Annotated in this window: 25 protein-coding genes; 3 read left to right on the top strand and 22 right to left on the bottom strand. The window is 63.7% G+C overall.

Annotation, left to right across the window (positions count from 1 at the left end; all coding sequences use genetic code 11):
* Positions 1–3 precede the first annotated feature (3 nt).
* From LZC95_41605 to LZC95_41515, 19 genes are read right to left on the bottom strand one after another with little or no spacing between them, the layout of a single operon-like run.
* Positions 4–1,074 (bottom strand): ABC transporter permease, encoded by a 1,071-nt coding sequence (locus LZC95_41605; protein ID WXA92934.1) that lies wholly within the window; start codon positions 1,072–1,074, stop codon positions 4–6.
* Positions 1,067–1,984: an ATP-binding cassette domain-containing protein gene (locus tag LZC95_41600; GenBank protein ID WXA92933.1), complete on the bottom strand. Its 918-nt coding sequence runs from the start codon at positions 1,982–1,984 to the stop codon at positions 1,067–1,069. Before LZC95_41600 ends, LZC95_41605 begins: the two co-directional genes overlap by 8 nt.
* A gap of 5 nt (positions 1,985–1,989) precedes the next feature.
* The gene (locus tag LZC95_41595) at positions 1,990–3,030 is read right to left on the bottom strand and encodes a TauD/TfdA family dioxygenase (GenBank protein WXA92932.1); all 1,041 of its coding nucleotides are present in this window, start codon (positions 3,028–3,030) and stop codon (positions 1,990–1,992) included.
* Complete coding sequence (locus tag LZC95_41590) at positions 3,027–3,695, bottom strand: class I SAM-dependent methyltransferase (GenBank protein ID WXA92931.1); 669 nt, start codon at positions 3,693–3,695, stop codon at positions 3,027–3,029. Before LZC95_41590 ends, LZC95_41595 begins: the two co-directional genes overlap by 4 nt.
* Before the next feature lie 20 nt (positions 3,696–3,715).
* On the bottom strand, positions 3,716–4,858 hold the full coding sequence (locus LZC95_41585) for a citrate/2-methylcitrate synthase (GenBank protein WXA92930.1): 1,143 nt from the start codon (positions 4,856–4,858) through the stop codon (positions 3,716–3,718).
* Positions 4,855–6,678 carry an acyl-CoA dehydrogenase gene (locus LZC95_41580; GenBank protein WXA92929.1) on the bottom strand — a complete coding sequence of 608 codons (1,824 nt, stop codon included), beginning with the start codon at positions 6,676–6,678 and terminating at the stop codon, positions 4,855–4,857. Before LZC95_41580 ends, LZC95_41585 begins: the two co-directional genes overlap by 4 nt.
* Complete coding sequence (locus LZC95_41575) at positions 6,675–7,655, bottom strand: hypothetical protein (protein WXA92928.1); 981 nt, start codon at positions 7,653–7,655, stop codon at positions 6,675–6,677. The genes LZC95_41580 and LZC95_41575 overlap by 4 nt, the downstream gene beginning before the upstream one ends.
* Before the next feature lie 3 nt (positions 7,656–7,658).
* Complete coding sequence (locus LZC95_41570; GenBank protein WXA92927.1) at positions 7,659–9,191, bottom strand: acyl-CoA ligase (AMP-forming), exosortase A system-associated; 1,533 nt, start codon at positions 9,189–9,191, stop codon at positions 7,659–7,661.
* Between the two features lie 17 nt (positions 9,192–9,208).
* Positions 9,209–10,399, bottom strand: a complete 1,191-nt coding sequence (locus LZC95_41565) for a hypothetical protein (GenBank protein WXA92926.1) — start codon at positions 10,397–10,399, stop codon at positions 9,209–9,211.
* Position 10,400: 1 nt separating this feature from the next.
* On the bottom strand, positions 10,401–11,357 hold the full coding sequence (locus tag LZC95_41560; GenBank protein WXA92925.1) for a hypothetical protein: 957 nt from the start codon (positions 11,355–11,357) through the stop codon (positions 10,401–10,403).
* On the bottom strand, positions 11,354–12,343 hold the full coding sequence (locus LZC95_41555; GenBank protein WXA92924.1) for a ferritin-like domain-containing protein: 990 nt from the start codon (positions 12,341–12,343) through the stop codon (positions 11,354–11,356). The genes LZC95_41560 and LZC95_41555 overlap by 4 nt, the downstream gene beginning before the upstream one ends.
* A gap of 11 nt (positions 12,344–12,354) precedes the next feature.
* The gene (locus tag LZC95_41550) at positions 12,355–12,858 is read right to left on the bottom strand and encodes a hypothetical protein (protein ID WXA92923.1); all 504 of its coding nucleotides are present in this window, start codon (positions 12,856–12,858) and stop codon (positions 12,355–12,357) included.
* Positions 12,855–13,697 (bottom strand): hypothetical protein, encoded by an 843-nt coding sequence (locus tag LZC95_41545; protein ID WXA92922.1) that lies wholly within the window; start codon positions 13,695–13,697, stop codon positions 12,855–12,857. Before LZC95_41545 ends, LZC95_41550 begins: the two co-directional genes overlap by 4 nt.
* Positions 13,698–13,700: 3 nt before the next feature.
* Entirely contained in the window at positions 13,701–13,964 is a 264-nt protein-coding gene (locus LZC95_41540; protein ID WXA92921.1) for an acyl carrier protein, read from the bottom strand.
* Positions 13,965–13,994: 30 nt separating this feature from the next.
* Positions 13,995–15,041, bottom strand: coding sequence for a hypothetical protein (locus tag LZC95_41535; protein WXA92920.1), 1,047 nt, complete (start codon positions 15,039–15,041; stop codon positions 13,995–13,997).
* The gene (locus tag LZC95_41530) at positions 15,038–16,684 is read right to left on the bottom strand and encodes an AMP-binding protein (GenBank protein WXA92919.1); all 1,647 of its coding nucleotides are present in this window, start codon (positions 16,682–16,684) and stop codon (positions 15,038–15,040) included. The genes LZC95_41535 and LZC95_41530 overlap by 4 nt, the downstream gene beginning before the upstream one ends.
* Positions 16,681–17,940, bottom strand: a complete 1,260-nt coding sequence (locus LZC95_41525; GenBank protein ID WXA92918.1) for a beta-ketoacyl-[acyl-carrier-protein] synthase family protein — start codon at positions 17,938–17,940, stop codon at positions 16,681–16,683. The genes LZC95_41530 and LZC95_41525 overlap by 4 nt, the downstream gene beginning before the upstream one ends.
* The gene (locus LZC95_41520) at positions 17,937–18,188 is read right to left on the bottom strand and encodes an acyl carrier protein (GenBank protein ID WXA92917.1); all 252 of its coding nucleotides are present in this window, start codon (positions 18,186–18,188) and stop codon (positions 17,937–17,939) included. Before LZC95_41520 ends, LZC95_41525 begins: the two co-directional genes overlap by 4 nt.
* A 40-nt stretch (positions 18,189–18,228) precedes the next feature.
* The gene (locus LZC95_41515; protein ID WXA92916.1) at positions 18,229–19,002 is read right to left on the bottom strand and encodes an SDR family oxidoreductase; all 774 of its coding nucleotides are present in this window, start codon (positions 19,000–19,002) and stop codon (positions 18,229–18,231) included.
* A gap of 439 nt (positions 19,003–19,441) precedes the next feature.
* Between LZC95_41515 and LZC95_41510 the strand changes: the two genes are divergently transcribed.
* Entirely contained in the window at positions 19,442–20,326 is an 885-nt protein-coding gene (locus LZC95_41510) for a cupin-like domain-containing protein (protein WXA92915.1), read from the top strand.
* A 77-nt stretch (positions 20,327–20,403) separates the two neighbouring features.
* Positions 20,404–22,557 carry a molybdopterin-dependent oxidoreductase gene (locus LZC95_41505; GenBank protein ID WXA92914.1) on the top strand — a complete coding sequence of 718 codons (2,154 nt, stop codon included), beginning with the start codon at positions 20,404–20,406 and terminating at the stop codon, positions 22,555–22,557.
* Here LZC95_41505 and LZC95_41500 read toward each other — a convergent pair whose 3' ends face one another.
* A complete protein-coding gene (locus tag LZC95_41500; protein WXA92913.1) occupies positions 22,558–23,184 on the bottom strand; it encodes an alpha/beta fold hydrolase in 627 nt (208 codons plus the stop codon).
* Between the two features lie 66 nt (positions 23,185–23,250).
* Positions 23,251–23,718 (bottom strand): GNAT family N-acetyltransferase, encoded by a 468-nt coding sequence (locus LZC95_41495; protein WXA92912.1) that lies wholly within the window; start codon positions 23,716–23,718, stop codon positions 23,251–23,253.
* 50 nt (positions 23,719–23,768) lie between these two features.
* Here LZC95_41495 and LZC95_41490 point away from each other — a divergent pair, with 50 nt between their 5' ends.
* Positions 23,769–24,623: a CPBP family intramembrane metalloprotease gene (locus LZC95_41490; GenBank protein ID WXA92911.1), complete on the top strand. Its 855-nt coding sequence runs from the start codon at positions 23,769–23,771 to the stop codon at positions 24,621–24,623.
* Here the strand turns inward: LZC95_41490 and LZC95_41485 are convergent, their stop codons facing one another.
* On the bottom strand, positions 24,624–24,824 hold the full coding sequence (locus LZC95_41485) for a hypothetical protein (GenBank protein WXA92910.1): 201 nt from the start codon (positions 24,822–24,824) through the stop codon (positions 24,624–24,626).
* Between the last annotated feature and the right edge of the window lie 60 nt (positions 24,825–24,884).

Raw genomic sequence — 24,884 nt, 5'->3', positions numbered from 1 at the left:
GTGTCAGTCCTGGTACCAGCGGAAGCGCAGCGTTCCCAACGTGAGCGCCAAAAGGGCCCAGCAGGCCATGGCGACGATGGGAAAGGCCATTTGTGCGTAGGAGGCGTTTTCGATGAACACCCCGCGCATCGCCACCGCGAATTGATTGGTCGGAATGAGATGAATCGCGCCGCGGAGCCAGCCCGGCACCGCCGTGAGCGGAATGGTCAAATCGCTGAAGAAGAGCAGCGGGTAATACGTGAGGTTGCACCACAGTTCCACCTCGGCGAGCGACCGCCCCCGGCTCGCCAACAAAGTTCCGAAGCTCAGAAGCATGGCGCTGCCAATCAGCACGATGGGAATGGCGCGCAGCGCCTGCAGCCGCCAGAGCGGCAGCTGAATGCCGAATCCGTAGCGCGCTACCAAAAGCAACAGCGTGGCGGAAAGAAGCATCATCACGATGCGCGCGGTGAGAACCGAACCAAGGAACACCAAGCGCGATACGGGAAAGCAAACGTAAATTTTGAAGGTGTTTCGCTCGCGCAAGGTGGCAATCCCCTCGGCGGTGGAGTTCATTCCGATGATCATGAATGCCATCACCAAGATGCCGGTGGCGAAGAAATGGCCGTAGTCGAAGGGCGCCTTCCCCGTGGTCGTGTTCTCGAAACGAACCACCGAGTCGGAGGGCATGCCGCGTGCGCGCGCCACGCAGCCGATCATGGCGATCTCGATGGTGCGCGCGGCGGCCTTCGAGGCGAGAGGGCCATTGAAGTCGTACAGCACGCGCGCCGGGGCATCGCCGTCGGGAAAGACGATAAGCACCGTGTCCGCGCCCGAATCGCCGGAATAACGAGCCTTGACGGGTGCCTTGGTGAAAGCTTCTTCGATATCGCGCCGGCAGCTCTGGGCGGTGCCCGAGGCGGTGTCGCCCTCGAAGACGACCCGTACTTCGCCGAGCGAATTGGAGCGCCCGAAGGCCACGAGCATGACCCCCAATAGAAAGATGGGAAAGATCAGCGCCCAAAAGATGCTGGCCTTGCGCCGGAAATAGCCGCGCAGCTCGTTGCGGGTCAGGACGAAGAAGACCCTAAACATGCGCCTCGGTCTGCGTGCACACCCGCAGTAAATCCGCATCGCTGGTGGGGGCAAATTCGAAATGCCGGATGTGCGCCGACTCCATGAGCCCGCGCACCACCGCATCGAGCCCCTCGTCGCCGAAGGCCTGGATATCCAACCCGCCGTGCGGCGATGCTACGCGCAGCACGCTCGGTGCCGTCGCCAAGAGGGCGCGGACTCGGGCCTGCTGGTCCTCGTCGTCGAGCAGAATCCGCGTGCGGTATTGCCCGACCAGGTTTTCCTTCAGGGCAAGTCTGTTGCCTCGATAACGAATGGCGCCACGGTGCACCCAAAGGAGATCGTCGGCCGCGGCCAGCTCCTCCCCCGAGTGACAGATCATCACGATGGTGGTGCCCTCGAAAGAGTCTTTCAAGAGGTCCACCAATCGGCCCGCGTACGTCTTATCGAGCCCGGTGAAGGGCTCGTCGAGGATCATCAACTCGGGCTCGTGGCCCATGGCCACGAAAAGATCGAGCCGCTGCCGCTGCCCCTTGGAGAGTCCGCGGTAGGGCTTCTTTCGGAGCTCGCCCAGCCCGAGTGCCTCCGCGATCATCGGGCTTTGCCGCCGGTAGAGTGCGCGGTGCAAATCGAGAATCTCCTCGACTCGCGCATCGTCGGCGTATTCCACCCGTTGCAGTTGTGTGCCCATGCGGCGCAGGTGTTCGACGTCGGCCATGAAGCGATGCGCGGGGACGCCGAGGATGCGCGCATTGTCGAGCCGTGCGGTGCGAAAGCCCAACAGCGCTTCGATCAGCGTGCTCTTGCCGCTGCCGTTCGGGCCGACGATGGCGCTGAGCAAACCTCGACGAAAGCCGACGTCGCGCACGTCGAAGTGGAAGTCGCCCGCGGTGAGTGCGATTCGGTCGGCGGAGATCGCGTACTCGTGCATGGCGCTCAATCCATCATCGCGACTTGCACGTCGCGCTTTCCGCGGAAAGGATTGCGGCCGTGGGCCACCAAAATATTGTCGATGAGCAGCAGATCGCCCGATTCCCAAGCGAACGCCGTTTCGTGCGCATCCATCGCGTCGTACACCGGGGCGAGATCTTCCATCGACATGGGCTCGCCATCGCCGAATCGCACGTCATAGGGAAATGCGGCGCGCTCCTGGTATTTGCGCTGCAAGTAGCGAAAGCTGAAATCGCCCACGGCGCGCGGATTCACGTGCTGGGCGGCGGCTTGGTTGAACCACACCTGCGTGCCCGTTCGCCGGTGACGAACCATGGCACCGCCCACGTGCGAAACGGTGACGCTGCCATCGCGCAGCCACTCGAACGACAGGCCGCGCTCTCGGCACGCCTCCTCCACGCGCGCCGGGTCGTCGGTCGAGAACGCGTCGGACCACGGGCGATGGTACTCGCGCGACGGTGCCGCCGCGGGCGATGCCTCGCGGTCCTTCGGTCCGAAGAAGTTGCGCCGGTACATGACGCCCTTCGCGCGAAATCGCTCGACCACGCGCGCGTCGAGCTTGCGCGTGACCTCGCGCATATCGCACAAAGGCGTCTCGCCGCCGGCCTCCGCCGCGTGCTTGCAATAGAAGGCCAATAGACGCGGATAATGCGCCATGTAAGCCTTTTCCTGGTGCAATCCAATTTTGAAAGGCGCGGGCATGCGCGTCGATTCGTAAACTTGCCCGTCGATCACCTTGCGCGGGGTCGCGCCGCCGATGTAGCCGGCCGCGTGGGGCTGGTACAGGCCGGCGATGCGTTGAAAATCGGGTGTGTCGGAAAGTGCAAAGCCTCGAAAAAGCACCGCGCCAAAGTCGGCAATCAAGGACTCGATGAGCGGCACGCGTGCGCGGTACCAATCGAGAAATGCGGCAGGCTCTCGCGCGAGCGACGTCCAACTTGGACGGATGCGCAGGGGAAGCAGGCGCCCCTCGGTGGGGAAGTCGCAGCGCACGCACTCCTCACCGAGGCTCGTCTGCGGATTCATTGAAGCACCTGCGCCGGTTTTCTCATGAGGATCTCGAAGCCCAAGGCGCTGAGCCCTCCGTTGGGGCTGGTCACCACGCTCACGGCCTCGAGTCCAGCCTCGGCCACGAGCGCGCGCGCCTCATCCAGGGTGAGCTTTTCTTCGAGGTGCGTGGGCGGATAATTGGCTGCCGCCCGCATTCGTGTGAACTTGTCCAGCAATGCCTGCGGAGCGTCGCGGCGCATGTCGTGGACCAATCCGACGCCGCCGGGCTCCAGCACGCGGTACATCTCGCGAAGGCTCACGGCCTTGTCGGGAAGGTGATGCAAGGTCGCGCGGCTGACCGACATGGTCAGGCTTTCGTCGGCAAAGGGCAGCGCCTGCGCATCGCCGACATGCAATGCGATGCGCTCCTCCAGGCCGCGCTCGCGGATGCGCGGGCGGCCTTCTTCGAGCATCGTCGGGTCGAGATCGACACCGATGAAGCACCACGCGCCCATGCTCCTATCGCTGGCCAGGCCTACGGGCACCACCGCGGTGGCGGTGCCGATGTCGGCGATGGTGCCGGGGCGCAAGTCGCGCGCGAGTTGGCGGATGCGCGCCATGAACAGCAAATCCCAGGGCGCCAGCGTTTCGGTGGCGAACCGATCGTAATCGCTTGCGGGACGGAGGTTCTTGAGCAACACGATAATTCTCCTTTTCGCAGTTACAGCCAGCCGACGGGCACCGCGGCGAGCAGCTTGCGCGCGGTGCTGCTGTTGACGCCGAAGGCAGGACGCCGGCGCCGCTCGACGGCATGGGCAGCCATGGCCGCGATGCGGGCGCACAATCCCACGCCGACGCCCCAACGGGCTTCGCGGACGCCGAGATCGAGCAAGGCGGCGGCGGTGATGAAGTCGATGTTCGGGTTGAGTCCTTTTCGCTCGCGTGCGCGTGCGCACGCCGCGTCGAAGAGGTGAAGGTGCTTTCCCTCGAAGCCAAGGCCCGTGCAAAGTGCACGCAAATGCGGCGGGCGCGGATCGGCGACGAACAAGGGATGTCCAAAGCCGAAGAGCAGCGCGCCGGGCTGGTCGATCACGGCATCGACCGCAGCGATGGCTTCGTCCGTGCCGTTGCCTTCGCGCGCGGCCAGCGCCGTGAGCCATCGCATGGCCTCGAAGGCCGCGCCGACGTGATTCGGGCCGCTGGACATGAAACCCGCGGCGATGGCTTGCGCCAACGTGACCCCGGTGCCGATGGCGCAGCGGGGGACGAGCACGGTCGGCGTGATGTAGCCAAAGCCGGCGTGCCATGCGATGAGCAAGGCATCCATGATGGCGATTCCCGCCTTCGAAGGTGCGCCGCCTTCGGCGCAAAGGCGCAGAACGCGTTCGGCGTGGCTGGTCGCCGGTTCGAGCCTCTCGATGGCCGGTCCGAGTGCCGCGCGCATCAAATAAGGAGCGCCGGCGATGCACGCGAGCATTTGATCGAAATCGTCGTCCCACGCTGACGTGCCGCTCTTGGCCCGCACCCCATCGATGCCGCGCAAAAAGCCGGTGGCCGCAGCGGACACCATGTCGATGCCCATGCCGCCGACCAGCGCCGCCGCATCGACACTGGCGTCGCGCGCTTCGAAGGCACGGCCGAACGCCGCCAAGCGCGCGCGCACGGCATCGCGCTCCGCGGCCGATGGCATGCCCTCGAACCAGATGTGCCATAGTGCGGATTCGAAATCGGTCTGGCCGATCAGATCATTCAAATTGCGGCCGCGCACCCAAAGGCCCTCCGGCGCGAGGGTGGGCCCGTCGATGTCGGTGCCACGGTAGCGCGTGGCAGGCCGTCCCAACAGATTGTGCGGCTCGTTCATCATGACATACCTCCCAATTCTTCGACGGTGATGGTGCACACGGCGCGGGCCATGGACGCGAGGACGTCGGCGTGTTGCTCGGCGAGGGGCAGCACGTTCGCAAAGAAGTACGCGGCGCTTTTCGATTTACCTCGATAAAAGGCACCCTCTGCGCCGTCGGCCTCCTTGGAACGACGCTCCGAGATGCACGCGGATTCCAAGAGCACCCAGCCAGAAGTGACCAGTCCGAACATCTCGAGAAAGCGCGTGTAGAATTGGCTACTCTCGCGCATGCGGCCGGCTTTGACTTCAACGGAAATGGCCTCCAACGCACCCTCGAGCCGGCCGGCGGTGCGGTCCAATTGCTCGAAGAGCGGGGCGAGGCCCTGGTGGCGATCTTTGCATGCCAAGAAGGCGTCGAGCTCTTCGCGGTAATAGCGCATGATGCGCGAGTTCTTCCCGAATCCCAACTTGTCGCGCACCAGGTCTTGCGCCTGAATGTAATTGGTCCCTTCCCAGATGGATAGTACCTTTACATCGCGCGCATTCTGTTCGACGGGGCTCGCATCCGTGTACCCCACGCCGCCGTGGACCTGAATGGCGGTCTCGCAAATCTTCCACGCTTGGTCCGAGATGAATGCCTTGCAGATAGGGGTGAGCAGCCGCTGCAGGCTGCGATGCTTCTCGATGAGCCCCGGATCGGCACCCGGCGTCGCCTCGAGGATGGCCGCGCGGCTCGCCGTGGCGGCGAGCTTGCCCAGAAGCCCGCGGCAGCCTTCCACCCGGGACTTCATATCGAGCAGCATGCGCTGCACGTCGGCATGCTCGATGATCTTGATGCGCGGCGCCGTGGTGTCCGACGCCCGTTCGATGGGTCTGCCTTGATACCGACTATTGGCATATTCCACGGCGTGCAGGTAGGCACTCGAGGCGACGCCCACCCCATACATGCCCGTGCTCATGCGAGCCTGGCTCATCAAAGGTTGCAGCTGCAGCAGCCCGATGTTTTTGCGATTACCCAGCAAAAAGCCCTTCGTGGTCCCGCTTTTTCCAAATACGAGATGGGTATTCGCGCAGCCTTTGAGGCCCATTTTTCGGGGTAGACCGATGCATTCGACGTGGTTCGGTTCGAGCTGGCCGGTATCCGGATTGGGCCAGAATCGCGGAACGACCAGGCATGAAAGGGAAAACGAATCGGGGGTCGCCGTGTCGATGCGGCCCAGGACGAAGTACAGCGTGTTCTGGGTGAGCGAGTGCATGCCGGCCGAGATGTAGATTTTCTCGCCGGTCACGGCGTAGACGTCGCGCGAGAGCGGTGTAGCCTTCGTGGTGACCGCCGTGAGATCCGTGCCGGCTTGCGGCTCCGTGGCGCAAAAGCACGCGTCCCACGTGTAGCTGGCCAGCTCCGCGATGAAGCTCTTTTGGTGCGGCGTGCCGTGCATCTGCAACAGCTTGAGCGCGGGGCGAACGAAGCCGCCGTAGGTCATGAAGGCGGGATTCGCGCCCATGAACATTTCGAAAATGAGCTGCGTGATGACGGGAGGAACCATCGCAGACGGATTGAAAAGCGGTGCCCACTCGGTGCGGTACCGCTCCCATAGCGGGCCAAAGGCCGAGGGAATGTGCACCTCGCCGTCTTCGGAAAGGGTGCACCCTTCGATGTCCGCCGAACGGTACGCCGTGCCGAGTTCCAGCGCGAAATCGCGCGCCCGTGAGAGCCATGCATCGTAGTCGCTGCGGTTCCTGCCTTGGTAAAGCGGAGCATTCAGGAACTGATGTTCGGCATCGAGCAGTTCCCAAAGATGAAATTGCAATTCCCTCAGATTGACGCGGTATGCGCTCATGGGACTTCTCCCTGAATGTCCACGACCATGGCTCCGGCTGCACCGCACAGGGCGGCGTCCCATAGCAGGACGGTGCGGCGTGAGCCCGCCGGCAGTGTCGATTGGTACTCCAGAAATGCCACCAGGCTATCCGCCGAGGACATGTGCCCCGGTTCCCGTCGTCGATGGCGTTGCTCGGCACGGATCTCGAGTGCGTCGGCCACCGCGTCGGTGAAGCCTTGCTCATGGCCCGGGGCTACGATCGAATCGAGCTGCCCACGCTCGATTCCAGCGTGCAGAAGGGCACGCCGCCCGGCGGCAACGGCGAGGGGCAGCAACGCCGCGCGCAATTGCGAAGGAGTGCGCGACCAGGGATCGTCGATGGCCGCGCCATGCTCCAGTGCAAACCCGCGCACCGCATCGCCCCGCCGGACGAGCACCGCCGCCGCACCGTCGCCGAAGGAAACGCAATCGCCAAAGCTACGGAAGAAGGGATAAATCCATTTGTCGGCCGCAATCAGCAGCGCTTGATCCTCCGCGCGACGCAAAAGGCCGTCCAGCAGTGGCCACGCCGCGTAAATCCCGAGAGTTCCGAGCTGGCTCACACCCAGCGGCAACGCGTCCTTGATGCCCAATTCGAATTGCACCCGCCCCGGGAGCGACTCCGCAATTTGCTGATTCAGCGCGCCGTGCGCCACGAGGATGTGCGTCGTTTTCGCCATCACCGCGTGCCCCACCTTCTCGCGGAGCGCCTTGGCCGCACCTGTCGCCAGATCGGACACGCTTTTCGCGCGACGCGCTACCGGCAGCGTTGCCGGCGCTCGTGTGGCCAAGCGCGCACCCTCCTCCTCGGTCATGCGCCCTCTTCCCCGTGGTCGCGCGAACGACGCCGACCGAAAGAGCAAGTGGGCATACCCCAGGTTGCGTTCTTGCGCCTGCACGCCGTGAAAGGCGATTCGCTCGGGCACGTGTGCGGCGGCCGCGACGATGCTCAGCATGGATCACTCCGTCACGAAGACGTTCGCGTGCCGTTGCTTGAGCAACGTCCGATCGATCTTCCCGTTGGGGTTGCGCGGAAGGGGACTGTGCACCACCTCGATGAAGCTCGGCACCATGTACGAAGGCAGCCGTTCACGGCACGCACCGAGAAGCGCCGCGCGGCACGCGTCCACCTCCAGAGTCGACTGCACGCACGCGACGATGGCCTGCCCCAACGTCGGGTGCGGGGCCCCCAGCGCCGCAGCCTCCACGACATGCGGGCAGGCGAGGAGAATCTCTTCCACCTCGGTCGGACTCACGCGGTAGCCCGACGCCTTGATCATATCGTCGCCGCGCGCCACGAAATAGAGGTAGCCCTCGGCATCGCGCCGCACGATGTCGCCGGACCATACGGCGCGATCGGCATGGGGGATCTGCGCATGGACGGAGGGCAGTGACCGAAAGCGCTCCCGCGTCAACTCGGGATCGTTCCAATAGCCCAACGTCACGAACGCGCCGCGATGAACCAATTCGCCGGGCTCGTCCACGTCGCACGGCGTGCCGTCGGGCCGCAACACGAGAATCTCCGCATTGGGAACCGCTTTTCCAATCGAGCTTGGGCGCTGGACCGCATCCTCAGGTGGCAAATACGTCGAGCGAAACGCTTCGGTGAGGCCGTACATCAAGTACGGCTTTGCGTTGGGGTACGTCCTTTGCAATCGGCGCAGCAGTGGCGTCGGCATATGCCCTCCCGTGTTGGCAAATCGCCGAATGCGCGCCGCCGTTTTCTCGGGCCACGTCGCCGACATCAATTGCGTCCACAGGGGCGGCACCCCGGTGATCGATGTCACGCCGTGCGCCTCGCAATGGGCAGGTACCTCGGCGGGTTGCAAAAAGTCGAGCGGCGCATAGCAAGCACCGCTCGCCAACGCCGTGGTCAATTGGCTCAAGCCCGCATCGAAGCTGAGAGGCAATACCCCGAGAATGACGTCGTCTTCGCGCAAACCCTGGTATGCGGCGACGCTTTGCGCGCCGGAAACGAGGTTTCGCTGGGACAACACCACACCCTTGGGCTTTCCCGTGGAGCCCGACGTGTACAGAATGGCCGCCGGATCGCTGTCCACCGCGGGCACATCGCGCACTGCGGCACCGGGAGGCGGTTCTTCGAGCAGCCAGATGCCGAGGCCCGCGACATCCTGAAGGGCGGGCAGGCGACGCAGCCGGTGTGCATTCGTGGCCAGGAGCCGCGTTCCACTGTCCTTGACGATGTGAACGACCTGGTGCTCCTTCAATTGCGGATTGATTGGAACGAATACCGCGCCCGCGCGATTTGCCGCCAAAAGAAAGACGACATTCTCGTATTGCTTTGGCGCGTACGTCGCGATCCGGTCGCCGGGTGCGATGCCTTTGGCCTGGATCGCACCCGCGGTGGCCTGCACATGCCGTTGCAATTCGGTGTACGTCACGCGGTGTTGCGCATCGGCGAAGGCGAGGCGCTCGGGCCAGCGGGCCGCGGCATGGTCCAAAAGATCGACGAGGCGAATATGGGCATTCATGGTGCGATATCCATCGTTCAAGCTTGTCGGATGTAAACGTGCGCAGGCTGCTGCGATAAAAAGCCACCGACCGTGTACGTGCGGTTGTAGGCGCCGCAGCCTTCGAACAGCAGCAAGTCGCCCGGATCGGGCGCAAGGGCAGGCTCGGTGATGCGGCCAATGACGTCGGCGCGGCTGCACGTGCTGCCCACGAACGACAAGGGCGTATGGCGAATGCGTGTCGCATTCCCGCGCACGCTTTGCGGGAGCTCCCGTCGAACGATGCGCGGTGCCTGCCATGTTTTGAGCATCGACTCGGTCTTTGCCAGTAAAAAATTGTGACTCATGCCGCCATCGCAGACCACGATGGTGCGGTCCCACCAGTGTTTCACGGCCACCACGCGCGTCACGAAAATGCCGGCATTGCCGAAAATGCCCCGCCCCGACTCGTGCGCGATCTCGTAGCGGTCCACCACGGGCACGATGCGTTCGCGGTACCGATCGAACACAGGCCGCTCGTGCCCTTTTTCGGAGAAGCCGCCACCCAGATTGAGAAAGGTCGGCGGCGTGCCGGTCACCCGCGCGAGCTCCTCGGCAAAGCGCGCGAGGGCCAGTGCAAGGTCCGCCGAATCGGGGCCATCGTCGACGCGGCGGCCCGCGCGAAAGGTGTGCGATCCGGAAAAGACGTGCAATCCGGTCACGCGAATCCCCGCGGCGGCGAGCATCTCGGCCACGTGAAAGGCCTCGTGCGGCGTCATCCCGAAATGGTCGTGCCATTCCTTGCGCGCCTCGGTGCTGGCCAATGCACCGGCGTTCATTCGCAGGAGCACGTCCCCCGTCACCTTGCCCGCGGCCAGCTTGGCAAAGCGCTGCGCCAAATCGGGATTGTCCAAAATGAAGTGGCACCGCGACGCCAGCCCCGCCCGAATGAACGCCTCGTTCATCGAAGGGTTGTTGAGGTATTTGGGAATCTTGCCCCGGCCCACCACGACATCGAGCTCCCCGAGGCTGGCAAGTTCCACCCCGTCCGTGAACGCGTGTCCGCAGCGCACGAACAAGTCGGCCTGCGAATTCGCCTTGAGCGACACGATGAGCTTCGTGCCCAGGCGCTCGCGCAAGGTCGCATAGCTCGCCAGGACGGCTTGGGGATCGAAGACATAGCAAGGCGTCGCCAGATCGAAGAGCCAATCGTCGTTGGGGGTCACGCGGTAATCGAGGGCGGCGCTCATGTCAGTTCACCGGATGGACCGTGACGGCCCCGAATGCGCCCATGTTGGAAAGCATGGCGGCCAATACGTGCTGGCCGCGGTCCAGTGCGTCGAATCCGGCATCGACCATGTTGATGGCGAAATCCGAGCAGCAGGCGTGCGCGCGGCGGAAAATGTTCTCCAGGAACAGCTTTTCGCGGTCGATGCCCATGGCGCGGCAGAGCGAGCTCCAACCGCGAACGTCGGAATTGTGTGGAAGCAGGCACCCATAGTCGGCCAGCGGGACGCCGCTTGCTTTCACCGCCTGGGAGATGACCTTGCTGGCGTACAGGTACTCGTACGAGATGATCTCCTGCTCCACCTGCGCGACCGCGTCGGGACCGCGGTACCACTTCGGTGCGAAGTTTCGAATGGCCACGCCGCCGATGCGATTGCGCGTGCTGTTGCGCGTCACCAAGAGGCACGCCGCCCCGTCGCATTGAATGCCGCCCATCTGCCGCAGGCGGTACTTCTCTCCGTAGACGCGGTCCACCGATACGATGAGCCCCGCATTCAATTGCGGATACGCCGCCATCAAGGCGTCGAGCGCCTCGAGGCCCGCGGTGGTGGAAACGCATTTCAGCTGCGAGATGGACGCGGCCCACATGGGCCGAATGCCAAAGGCGCTCGCTACCTCGAGCGGCAGGCTGCGCGGCGCAGGCGGTGCGCTGTAAGGCTGCGTATGCACGTGAATGACTGCGCCGATGTCCGCCGGAGCGAATCGTTTCGCGTCGATCAATTTGCCCACCGCGCGAAGCGCGAGCTCCACCTCGCCCACGTCCGGCGCCACGTGAAAATAGCGCGAGCCCGAGGCCACGATGGCGTCCACCTGCTTCTCGGGCGCCGCATGCTCGCGAGCCCACGCGAGCACGTCCACTGGGTCCCCCGGCAGCTCGTACTCCGCCGCATCGACACCGAGCCAGTGGCCGCGCCCGTTCATGGCTCACCACCGGCCAACGGCATCGCCTCGTAATCGATGACGTCCAGTTTCTCGAAGGTGTCGCGCACGCGCGGTGTCAGAAGCCCCAATTCGCGGATCGTGGGCACCAGGCGCCGGAAGATGGCCCGGCGAATCGAGCTGGCCACGCGCGACTCGCGCACCATGGCGCTGCACGCTTCTTTCGCAAAGCCCATCGGCGACCAAATGTCGTCCGCGCACAAATGGTCGTACAACACGCGCGCGCCCTCGCTGACGAACTCCTCGCGCTCTTTGAGTTCCGTCGAGCTCATTTCCGAGTAAATGCGCGTCAGCGTGATGCGTCCCACGGCAAAGTGCCGCGCCTCGTCGCGGTGAATGCGCGTAAAGAGATCCTTGATGAAGGGATCCTTGCTGTACGCGACCACGTTCTGAAAAATCGACAGCGCGATTCCCTCCACGAGCACTTGCATACCCAGGTTGGTGATGTCGAGGGCGCTGCTCGATATCGTATTTTCGAGCAGCCCCTTCAACGACTGGCTCATGGGATAGCTCACAGTCAGCTTTTCATTGACCAGCTTTGCATATGCCTCCACGTGCCGCGCCTCGTCCGCTACCTGTACGGCGGCGCACAGACGCGCGCTCAGACTATCCTCGGCGCTGGCGAGCTTCGAGGCGCAGATCAGCGCGGCTTGTTCGCCGTGAAGGATCTGCGAGAGCATCCAGCCCTGCGCATGGTGCCGTACCTCCTTGCGGCCCTTGGTGTCCAGGCGCTCCCACAGCTCGGAGCCGTAAATGAGCAACGTGGGATCGGGCATGCCCAATGGATTGTCCGGATCGAGCTCGCTCTTCCAATCGACGTCCGTGGCCACGTCCCACTGGGCACCCTTGGCCTTCTCGTAAAGTTTGTTCAGCCGGCTCTCGTGGCATTCGTAATCGTCCGACATGAAGGCATCGACCGGCATGGTCCACCGGATGCCCGTTTCGGGTGCAGCTCGTTCCATATCCATGATGTCCTCGGTTATCGAATTTTGATGAACGTCATCGCATATTCCGGCCACGAGCGTTCGAGCGTGGCTTCCACCGCGGACGTGCACGGTGTGGGCCATACGGCCAAGTTCAGCGAGTTGTCCGACGGATAATCCAAGTCACGCCGAATGCGGTCGGAGATCCAAACCACCGGGTACTCTGCATATTCCCCGCACGATGCCGCCTCGGCGAACAAATGCGCGCCCAGAAGCACTTCGGGCCGGAGAAGGTTATCCGGCAACGTCCCCACATAGGGCATACGAACCTCGATGAAGAGGTGCGCCTTTTCACCCAGGGCCGCCCAGAGCGCATCGGCCCATTTGGAAAGAAATTCGAAGTATTGCGCGTGGTCGAGCAACACCGGCGCGGGTTGCTCGCTCTGGAAGGCCGCGATGCGCGCATAGTCGAGGGTGGTGTGCAGCGGGAACGTGTACGTCGACGCCGGGAGGACCACGGGGCGGGTGCGCTCCGGCACCATTTGGTACCGATGCATCACGAGGCTCTCTCCAATCGAAATACGGTATCGTGAAAGAGCTCGACTTCGGCGATGGCAAAGTACCCGTACAAGGCGAGCGAATTGACGATGGTCTTCTCGAAGCTCACCCCTCGCGATGCCTGAAGGAGAAGCGAGATCCAAGGATCGCTGCCGAACGCGTGGCCGAAGTTGGCATATCCGTCCGCATGCACGGTGGCCTGCGGGATGCGTTTGAGCAGCAGTTTGCGCGAGGTTTCACGAAAAAACGGCACCGCCACCGGAACACCGGGCCGCGCGTCGCTGAAATCGCGCAGCGCGCGTCCCATTTGCACCATGGCCATGGCCGGCGTGGCCGCGCCGAGCGACAGTGGCCACTCCTGGCCGGGCGCGATGTCGATCAGGAGCGAGCACACACCGAATCCCGAATTTCCCCATTGGGTATTTTTATGCCAATAGGTGAAGTCGTGAATGTCCACGTCCACGATCTGCAAAAGCAAGGTGCGCGGTCCGGTGTGCGTCGCCTTCTGCAGTGCCCGGCGCATCACGTATCCCCAGCCTGCACACTCGTACGCGTGTGTCAGCCAATCGAGCCGGCGCCCCGCGCATCGAGCCATGGCGGAGGCGAATGCCTGGTGGGCCGGTGAACCGTCGGCGAGCAGCGCGGAGAGGATCGTCGAGCTCACCACGTAATCATCGACGTTGCGGTCACGCGTCATGCATGCGGCCTGATGGCCTGCGAGGCTGCCCAGCTCGTGCGCGGCCGTGACGAGATCGTCCGGCATGCCGCCAGGGGCGACGTGCCGGTACGTCAATGCGCGCAGGCCGAGCCTTGCCTGGGCACTCGCCGCGGACCGATGCATGGGCTAGGCGACGTCCTGCTCGGCGGCTTGCTGCGCGCGAAGCTGCTGGTCCAGATTTTCCAGCGTCGTGTATTGCGTAATGTTGAGCGTCTCCGGATCGATGGACCCATAAAGCTGCTCGCAAAAGACGATCAGCTCGACGACGTTCATCGAATCGATGCCCAACTCGCCGATACCAACGTTGGTATCGACGGAGTCGACGCTGAGGATCTTGGCGATCTCGCGGCTGAGAATTTCGAGCGCGTTGGCAGGCGTGGTGCTGGACATGTCTCGTTCCTATTGAAAGCGGGTGGCGGGCTATTGGCTTTTCGTGCTGTTTCGCAGCGCGTGGTAACAGTGGTAAGAACTTCCCTCCATCTTGGTGAACGCGAGCAAGTCGCGCTGATCGCCGAATCGGGCGACGGCCCCTTTTCGGACCAGATCGTTCAAGAACTCGTTCGAGGCAAATTTGATGGCCAGAACGCGGTGTACGTTGTCCACGTCGTAGCGCCCCGCACGGCTTTGGACGCGCGCCGCCTCGGAGAGGAACGCGTGCACGCGCGCATCGCCTTCGTCGAGCGCGACCCGATCCCGCGCGCCGAGCCAGCCGACGTGGGCCATCAATCCGCGCACGAAGAATGGACGCACCGTGGTGAGGTATTTGTTGAACACGGCCGGCCCGCCCGACTTGACCCGTTCGTCGCGGGTCAAAGATACGACGCCTTTCACATTGCCAAGTTGCAGGCGGCCCTCCAAAAAAGGATCTCCATGGGGCGTCCGGCGCAAGGTGCGGTACGCCTCCGGCCAAACCACGTACGCCGCGGGGAAAAACGAGACGGGGCCCCGGGCCGCGACGATGGCCATGCCCTCGCGGTGGGCTTCGATGCCCCATACTTTGTCGACGGTGAGGCGTATTCCGCCCTGCTCGGCGTGCGCCACGGACCGCCAGCTCGAAAGCGACGGGCCCCCGGCGTCGCTGGCCAGAAAGGAAAAGTGATTTCCCGCATCGATGCACGCGCAGGCGCGCTCGCATTGTTCGGGCGAAAGAAAGAGACCGAACAGAATGCGCACGAACGAGCGCATGAGCGGTTTGAAATGGTCTGCGAGCCCCTCGGCCTCGATCTGCGGCAGAATGGTTTCGGCCATCTCGGCGCCCGCCGCATGAATGGAACTGGACGCGGCCTCCCCCGTCGTGACCGCGTCGGGCACCTGCTGCGGTTGGGTAATGATCATATCGCTGTCGAGCAGCCGGGTGACACCCGACTCCATGAGGGTGCGAACGCTCTTGGGGACGTCGCCGAATGTTTCGAGGTGCCGCAACACCGGCCTGGCGGCCAGCGCTGGCAACGCGAGGGGCACCGTCATGCCGCCCTCCCGGCCGCGAGCAGTTCACGGCATTTGAGCCTTTGCAATTTGCCGCTGGTCGTGCGGGGCAGCGCGCCCGGTTGCACGAACACCAGGTCGTGCGCGGCAAACCCGATGCGCTGGAGCAAGAGCGCCTGCAATTCCGCACGCGCGGTCGGGGAGACGTCTCCGGCGGGGGCCTCGATCAGCAAAACGAGGTTCTCCGTGCCCTTTGCCTCGTCGTGCACCCCCACGGCCGCGCACCCATCCTTGGAAATGATGGGATGATCGGCAATGGCTTCTTCGATTTCCTGCGGAAAGTAATTCAATCCGCGAATGATGATGATCTCCTTCTTACGCCCCAGAATGAACAGGTGTCCGTCGGCGACGTAGCCAATGTCACCCGTGGCCAGCCAGCCGCCCGGGTCGACGACCGCGGGGGCCTGCGCGGTTCGCGTCGGCAGATACCCCAACATGACCGACGTGCCCCGAAGGAAAACCTCCCCCGTGGCCCGCTCGCCCAGCGAATGCCCTCGTTCGTCGCGAATGGCCACTTCCATCCCCGCGAGCGGCTTGCCGACGGACACCGCACCTTGTGCCTGCGCGTCGCTTCGCGCGAAGTACAGAGCCTCGGCCGGCGGCGCGGGGTGGGGCAGCTCCGTCACGCGTTGCATGGTGGCCGCAAGGGTGGTCTCGGCCATGCCGTAGCACGGTTGCAATGCGGCCCCGCGAAAGCCATACGGAGCGAAGGTCCGCGCGAACTCGTGCAAGGTCTCCTCGTCGACGCGCTCGGCACCCACGACGAGATGCCGGCACCGACTCAAATCGACGCCCTGCATCCGCTCCGCGTTGAAGCGGCGAAGGCAATAGCGCAGCGCGAACGTCGGAGCGACGGTGGTGCTCGAGCCGCTGGAGGCCATGCGTTTCAGCCAGCCGAGCGGATTGCGAATGAAGCTTCCCGGCTGCATCAATGTGAGCTCCGATTGATGATGCAAGGTGGAGAGCAGCGTAATGAGCCCCATATCGTGGTAGAGCGGCAGCCACAATACGGTGCGGTCGACCTCCGAATCGTAATCGAGCGCCCGAGCAATGCCGCGCACGTTGTCGAGGACATTGCGATGGCTGAGCACCGCCGCCTTGGGGTGCGCGACCGATCCCGAGGTCAATTGCACGTGGTGCGGAGCCTCGAGTGTCTTTTCCGTCAAACGCGGTGGCTTTCCTGCTGCCGAAGCCGCGAGTACACCCGTGCTGCCCACCACGCGCATTCCGAGCTCGCCCGACAGCGGCTGCACCGCCTCGACGCAGCCATCCGTGGTGAACAGCACCTTGGGTCGGTAAAGACGGCATGCCACGTCGATCACGTTGTGGGTCGTATCGAGCAGGCGTTTGCCCGGCAGCGGCATCGTGCACGGCACCACGCCGGCGAGAATGCACCCCAGGAGCAGCCCCAGGTACTCCTCGGACGACGGGTACGCCAGCATGACCAGATCGTGCTCGTGCACGTCGAGCTCCCTCAACGCCGCGCACCGCGCCAGCGCGAGCTGCATCAAGTCCGCATACGACGTCGAGCTGTCGTGGCCCGATTCGGCGACGAACGTGATCCGGCGCGCCGCCCCGCGTCCTTTCAGCGGCGCAAGAAGGCTATCGAGCACGGGCGACGTCACGCGATTCCCTCCACGATGATGGAGCCGTTGGTGCTCCCGAATCCGAAATTGTTGCTCATGATGCACCGCAACGGCCGCTCGACGGTGCGGGTCACCACGAGGTGCTCGTAATCCTTCAACGAAGGATCGAGGCGCTCGATGTTGATCGAAGGGGCCATGAAGCCATGCTCCAGCATGCTCAAGCAAAAGATGAACTCGATGGCGCCCGCCGCCCCCAGAGCGTGACCAATTTGCGACTTGGACGACGAAACGCCGTATCCGCGATTGCCCAGTACCTGCACCAGTGCGCTGACCTCCGTGGTATCCCCCGTTGGCGTTGCCGTTCCATGCAGGTTGACGTAATCGATGTCCCCGGCTTGCATTTCTGCATTGCGCAAGGCCGCGCGAAGCAATCGTTGCTGCCCGCTGGGCGAGGGCGCCGTCATATCGCCCGAGCCGTCGGTGGAGCTCCAGTACCCGCGGATGCGCGCCAGCGGCCGCGCGCCTCGCTGCTTGGCGCGCGCGTATTTTTCGAGCACGACCACCCCCGCGCCGCCCGAGGCCACGAAACCCGAGCGCGATGCGTCCAAAGGCCGCGATGCCCGCCAGGGCCGATCATTGGAGTCCGCGCAGAGAACGCGCATGGCATCGAAGGCGAAGGCCGTGGCCCACCCATCCTCGTCGGCCGCCCCAGCAATCACCGTGTCTTGGTATCCATGTCGGATGAGTCGATATGCGTACCCAATGCAATGCAGTCCCGTCGCGCACGCCGACGAAAGCGCCTCGCCGACCCCTTGCGTCCGAAAGAGCACGCTCGCATTGGCCGCACACGTGGACGACATGGTCGTGTCCACTCCGTGGCTGCCGACCCGCCGTGGCGATTTCTGCTCCCGCAGAATGTCGTACATTCGGTAATTGGTGCCCAGCCCACCGATGCCCGAGCCCAATACGATGCCCGAAGCTTCCCGTTCGAGATCCCGCGGCTCGAGGCGTGCCTCACGCACGGCCTGCACGGCCGCCACGCTGGAATAGAGCGACGCGCGCGACATCGACAAAAGCTGCGTCTCGGAAAAATACGCCGCGCCATCCAAGCCGCGGATGCGTCCGGAGACGCGGCTTCGGAAGCCGTGTGCTTCGAATTCCGTATCGTATTCCACGCCGGAGCGCCCTTCGCGCAGCGGCGCGACGATTTCCTCGACGGTGTTGCCGATGGGGCATACCACGCCGCGGCCCGTGACCACGACGTCGTCCGGTCGCAGGTCCTCGGCTCGCATCATCGACCCTGGGCCGAGGCAATGGCATTCACGGCATCGCCGATGGTGCTGATGCCTTTCAGCTCCTCGTCGGAGATCGATACGTTGAACTTCTCCTCGAATTCCAACACCATGTCGATGAAGTTCAGACTGGAGACGCCGAGATCGTCCAGAATGCGGGTCGAAGAATCCACGCGCTCGATGGCCTCGCGGCGCTCGGCGAATTTGCTGATGATCGCGATGACTTCGTTCAAGGTTTCGTTGGTCTGCATCGAACGTACTCCGTTCATTGAAGGAGGTGAGGGAGGCGTCTCAACCGGCGACGCTTTCGCCGCCGTCACAACTGACCACCGAGCCGGTGATCCATGCTGCCCGTGAATCGCATAGCAACGACACGACATTGGCCACGTCCTCCGGGGTGGTGAGCCTTCCATGCGGGTTGCGCCGCAGGGCCGCCGCGGCAAGCTCGTCGTGCCCGGGAATGACGCGCAGGGCAGGGGTGTCCGTCACCCCGGCCAAAATGCAATTGACGGTGATCTTCCGCGCCGCAAGCTCGACCGCCAATTGGCGTGTGTGGGCTTCGAGCACGCATTTCGCCGCGGCGACGGGACCATATGAGGGCCACGCGCGGCGGTCACCCTCGCTGGTCATCGCAAAAATGCGACCTGGTGATTCGAAGAGATTCCTCTCTAGCAAGCCGCGAACCCAATGCACCAAGTCATGGCCCATCACACCGCAGGTGATGGTGAGGTCTTCTTCGGTCGCGCTGCCCGGCCCCAAGAGAGGCTTGGTGACCCCGAAGGCGACCGAGTGCACCAACACGGAAATACCCTCCGTTGCTGCCACCGTTTCTCGGATGTGATCGAGGACGGCCTTACGGTTGGTCGATGCGGAGATGTTCGAATTGAAAAGAACGGTCCTCCTTCCCATGCCCTCGATTTCCGCGCGAAGCGCCTCGATACGCGGCAGAGCAGCCCGTCGATCGAGGTGGACTCCCAAGATATCGTAGCCATCCGCGGCCAACTTCAGCGCCGTCGCGCGGCCCATGCCGGACGAGGCACCAATGACCAATGCCCATCGTGTCATGTCGATTTTCCGTTGGAACGATTTGGAAACTCGAAGCCTTTTTCAGTGGTTCATCGAATCACCAGGGGACTTTGAAACGTCCACCATTTGGATTGAAATGACCACTTCGTATCGACGCTGCGCTCGCGCGTGCTGCAATCGATGTTAGCGGACCATAGCTCGAACCTTTCGAAGCGCAATGGCCGGCGTTGAAATTAATTGGCGTTAATCCGAAAAGTGAATTTGCTGCCGAAATTGCCAATGTGGCGTCACATTGTTTCGATGATTTTCAACATCTTTCTCGCGTGTCGTTGTCTTAATGACTCGCGTTTCTTACACGTCGTTCATTGACCGATTGCTTCATTTACATCGATGTAAGGGCCTAAATTCGTTCACTGGTAAATACGAATTTCGAGTGTTAGCGTCCCACTCGATCACGAAAAGCAAGGAGTCACGAGCGATGGTTCCACGTTTTTCTGCCGTTCCGAAGATCACGAATCCAAGCGCCCGCGAGTTTCACTCCGATTACGTAGCCCAAGGCAACCCTGTGTTGATCGCATGCGGCGAGCGCTGGAAAGCACATGCGACATGGTCGCCGGAGTACTTCGCACGGATCGCGCCAAATCTGTCCGTGCCGGTGAAGGAGTATCGCGCTGCGGGTATTCATCAATCAAAATGGACATTTGCGGCGTATGCCGATTTTCTGCGCAGCGTCGAAGGTGAAACTCATTCTCGCCACACCGTTCTTCCGTATTGCCACGATATTCCTATATTTACGTGGCTGCCGGAGCTTCTGCCGGACGTATCTCCATTTCCGGTGGAGTATCTGCCCGCGTATTATCGGTCGGAATGGTGGCGCTACGTCCAATTCTTCATGGGCCCGGCGCACAGCCTTACGCCTCTGCATTTCGACACGCTGTTGACACACAATCTTTTCTTCCAGATCTACGGAAGCAAACGATTCACCATTTATGCACCATCCGATGCTCGTTACTGCCGCCGTCGCGGCTGGCGGTGGTTCGACTTCGATCCCGAGCACCCCGACTACGAACGGATCCCCGAGAGCCGGCGCGCCATCCCGCACGAGGTCATCGTGGGCCCGGGCGATGTCTTGTACCTGCCCCCGGGGACCCTGCATCATGTGCGCGGGCTGGGGACGAGCATCTCCTTCAACATCGATTTCCACACGCGCGCGAGTGCCCTCAAAAGCTTACTCGGCCCATTGCGTGGCATGCCGCGCGAGAGCCTCTATTACAACGCGCTCATCACCCTTGGCGTCGCCTTCGGCGCACCCGAGCCATGGGTCTTTCGCAGGTACAAGCCGTATCTCAGTTATGTCGTGTAAAAACGAAGCCTTGGCCCGCGATGCGGGACGGGTCGAAGTCGCTCGACGTGCCGAGCCGGTTGGCGCATCTTTGTCGCATGGCCGACACACGACTTCATACGTGCATGCTCTGCGAGGCAGTCTGCGGCGTAGCGGTGGGCATCGAGGACGGACGCGTCCTTTCCATTCGCGGCGACGATGACGACCCCTTCAGCCGCGGCCACATCTGCCCCAAGGCCGCCGCCATCGGCGACGTATCGAGCGATCCGGATCGCATTCGCGAGCCCATGCGGCGTGTGGGCGATCGCTGGGAGACCATTTCCTGGGAGGCCGCGCTTTCCGAAGCGGCCGAGCGCCTGGCCGCCGTGCAAAAGGAGCATGGCCGCAGTGCCGTAGGGCTCTACCTCGGCAACCCCAACGTGCACAGCTATGGAGCCACGTTGGGGGCCATCTACTTCGGAAAAGCGCTGGGCACGCGGGCGCGTTTTTCGGCTACCTCCGTCGACCAGCTGCCGCAAATGCTGGCGGCACTGGAGATGTTCGGGCACCAGCTCGCCTTTTCGGTTCCGGACGTCGACCGCACCGAGCACATGTTGATCCTCGGTGCCAACCCGCTCGCCTCCAACGGCAGCCTCATGACCGCGCCCGGTATCAAGAAGCGCCTCGAGGCGATCCGCGCGCGCGGTGGCCGCTTCATCGTCATCGATCCGCGCCGCACCGAGACCGCGCAGATTGCCGACGAGCACCACTTCATTCGCCCCGGCAGCGATGCATTTTTGCTTCTCGGTATTCTGCATACGATTTTCGCCGAGTCGCTGGAGCGCACCTGGCGCCAGAACTATCCCATGGAAGGCTGGGACGACCTTCGGCGAGTGGCTGCGGCGTTCCCGCCCGAGCGCGTCGCCGCACGCACCGGCATCGCTGCGGAGACCATCCGCACGCTCGCGCGCGACTTCGCCAAGGCCGAGCACGCCGTGTGTTATGGCCGCATCGGCGTGTGCACGCAGGAGTTTGGCGCGCTCGCGGCATGGCTCGTGGTCGCGCTCAACGCGGTCACCGGCAACCTGGATCGCGAGGGTGGGGCGATGTTCACCACGCCCGCGGTCGACATCGTCTCACTCGGCAGCAAGCTCGGACAGAGGGGGCACTTCGGGGTATGGAAAAGCCGGGTGCGCGGCCTCCCCGAGTTCGGCGGCGAGCTCCCCGCGGTCACCATGGCCGAGGAGATGGAGACGCCGGGCAAGGGCCAGATCCGGGCCCTCGTCACCGTCGCGGGCAATCCCGTGCTCTCCACGCCCAACGGCGCACGCTTGGATCGCGCGCTCTCGAAGCTCGATTACATGGTGTCGATCGACATCTACCGCAACGAGACCACGCGCCACGCAAACTTGATCCTTCCCACGACGTTCGGCCTCGAGCGCGATCACTACGACGTCGCGCTCTATGGCCTCGCCGTACGCAACGCCGCCCGCTACGTCGAGGCCGCGATTGCGCCGCCGCCGGGCGTGCGCTCGGATTGGGACGTGCTCTTCGGCCTGGCATTGGCCCTCTATGGAAAGGGCGGCGGCAAGCGCGATCGCAAGTTCAACCTGATGATGCGCGGTCTCAAGGCGTTGGGGCCCAAGCGCGTGCTCGATGCGCTTCTTCGCATCGGCCCGCACCGCCTCTCGCTGGCCAAGTTGAAGAAGGCGCCGCACGGCATCGACCTCGGGCCCCTCGAGCCGCGTCTCGCGCGCTTGATGCGCGGTCACTCCGTGAAGCTCGCGCCCAGCCTTTTCCTCGAAGATATCCCGCGCCTCGAGGCCGCGCTCGCGCGGCCGGAGCCCTCGGGCCTCGTGCTCATCGGTCGCCGTCACCTCCGCAGCAACAACTCGTGGATGCACAACAGCCTTCGCCTGGTGAAGGGCAAAGACGGCTGCACCCTCTTCATGCACCCCGAGGACGCGAAGTCGCGCGGCCTCAAGACGGGCGACCGCGTGGTGGCCGGCTCGCAGCGCGGTCGCGTGGAGACCACGGTGGAAGTCACCGACGCCATCTCGCGCGGCGTCGTCAGCCTCCCCCATGGCTGGGGCCATGGTCGCCGAGGCACCGCATTGAGCGTGGCCAGCCGCCACGCAGGTGTGAGCATCAACGATCTGACCGACGAAGCCGAATTCGACGCGCTCTCCGGCACGGCGAGCCTCAGCGGCGTCCCCGTCACCGTCGAACGCGCCGCCGAGAAGGAATTGCTCACCGCCGCCCCGGCGGAGTGATCACCCCAAGAACGCGCGCGTCGTGCGCTCGAAGTCGGCGCGCCATTCGCCGAACACCGGCGTGTGTTCGCCATTGGGGAGCACCCAAAGCTGCGAGCGCGGAATGGCTCGATAAAGCTGCACGGCCATTTCCACCGGGTAATACGGATCGCGATCGCCGTAGACAATCAACGTGCGCGCGGAAATCGTTGCCAGGTGCGGCGGCGTGAAGCTCAAATCGTCGTGCGGTGTGCCGGTCACCGCGCGCACATTTTCCGGTAGATACGGTGCCGGCGACACGAGCACCATGGCCTCCACGAGCTCGGGCCATCGTGTCGCCACGTGAAGGAGCGTCTTCGCCCCGAGGCTCACCCCCACCGCGCGAACGCGTTCGATCCGGAGGTGATCGAGCAGCGCACGCACGTCGCGTGCGCACTGCCGAAACGAGAACGCCTTCTCCGGATCCGTCGATTTCCCATGTCCCCGCGCATCGGGCATGACCAGCCGGCGCCCCTGGGCCAGCTCGTCCAAATCGAACAGATGCTGCCAATCCTGATTCGACCCCCCGTACCCATGGAGCAAGAGCCACGGCGCCCCATTCCCACGCTCGTCCCAATGCAGGTTGATGCCATGAATCGAAATGTCCATGGCCTCCTCATAAGCCTGACGCAATTTCGTTGGTATCTCGTTCTTTTTATCGTAAAATACGGATTCCTAGGTAGGGATACGCAATTTCATCCCCTCGTGCGTGCTCTCGAAACCCATTTTCGCGTAAAAGCGGTGCGCGTCGGTTCGTCGCTTGTCGGTGGTCAACTGCACCAAACGACAGCCGCGCTCCTTTGCGCGTTCGATGGCCCACTCCATCATCTGCCGCCCGAGACCGCGGCTGCGTAGATCGCTGCGGATGCGCACACTCTCGATCTGGGCCCGCTCGCTCGCCCGGCGGCTCAGGGACGGAATGTATGTAATCTGCAACGTTCCGATGATGGCCCCCGCCTCTTCGGCCACCACGAGCCAGTTGCGCGGATCGCGATCGATCGCATCGAAGGCTTGCTCGTAATCGGCGGGGCTGTCGTCGGCTCGGTAGCGGGAGACCGTGATGGCGTCATCTTCGAGAAGCGCCACGATGGCCGGCACGTCTTCGCGCCGGGCACGACGAAATACGATGGGGGGTTGGCTCATGCGATCTCGACCTCGGGATGGGGGGACAGTAAGGTTCCATCGCGGGTTATATGGATACGATCGCGGCCGTCAATCGTCGACCAGGCGCGCTCTGGCGCTTCTTGCAGTTCCCCGTGACGCGGCTCGTGCTTGCCGTCGCGTCCATCGCCCTGGCGATCGCCCTCACACAGTGGTTCGGGGGCGCGCTGCCACCCCCCTTCGTGCACCTGCTCTCCGCGGCCGCTGCCACGGCGGTCTACATCGCCAACGTGCGCGGCATCGAACGGCGCGAGCTCGTTGAATTTCGCCTCGATGGGGCGGGTCGCGAAACCGCGCTGGGGCTGCTCATCGGGGCTGCATTGTTCAGTGTCACCATGGCCATCTTGTGCCTCTGCGGGGCATGGACGCTCACCGGCGTGAATTCCATCGGGGTCATGGGCTACCCCTTGGTGAGTGCGCTCGCCGCCGGCGTATCGGAGGAGATCCTCTTTCGCGGCGTCTTCTTTCGCATCGTCGAAGAAAGCCTGGGAAGCTGGGCAGCGCTGGCGTTGTCGGCCGCCCTGTTTGGCCTGGTGCACGCGCCCAACCCTGGGGCCACCGCGGTCAGCACCGTGGCCATCGCCCTCGAGGCGGGCATCTTGCTGGCCGCCGGCTACATGTGCACACGCCGACTCTGGCTGGTCATGGCCCTGCACATGGCCTGGAATTTCACGGAGGGCGGCATCTTCGGAACGAGCGTCTCGGGCACCGAGGCCCATGGCCTGCTCGCGATCGAATTCCACGGTCCCGAGCTTCTCACCGGCGGCGCATTCGGTCCCGAAGCCTCGCTCGTGGCCGTGGCGGTTTGCATGATTGCAGGTGCAACCTTCCTCGCGCGGGCCCATCGCACGAACCGCATCGTGCGACCATTTTGGCGACGCAGCTGACTAGCGCCCCGCCACGTCGAGTTGGCAGATGTCGTCCACCTCCAGCCCCCATTGGCGGGCAATGTTTTGATAATAGCTACCGGGGTGATGTGTCACGGTGCAAAGTATCCACGGAGCACCCGCCGCACGCGCCGCGCGTAAAGTGCCGACGACCCCGCTCGTGGCCGCGAGCAATGCGGAAAATTGTCGAAAAGGGTGCATCACAGTCCAGTCGTTGCATCATGAATGCCATTCCTATGCTCGAGGCCGGAATTCGGCATA

It is taken from the genome of Sorangiineae bacterium MSr12523, assembly GCA_037157775.1.
Classification (GTDB): domain Bacteria; phylum Myxococcota_A; class Polyangia; order Polyangiales; family Polyangiaceae; genus Pendulispora; species Pendulispora brunnea.
Note: the sequence above shows the minus strand (reverse complement) of the source record. Positions and strands in the feature narration are given on the sequence as shown.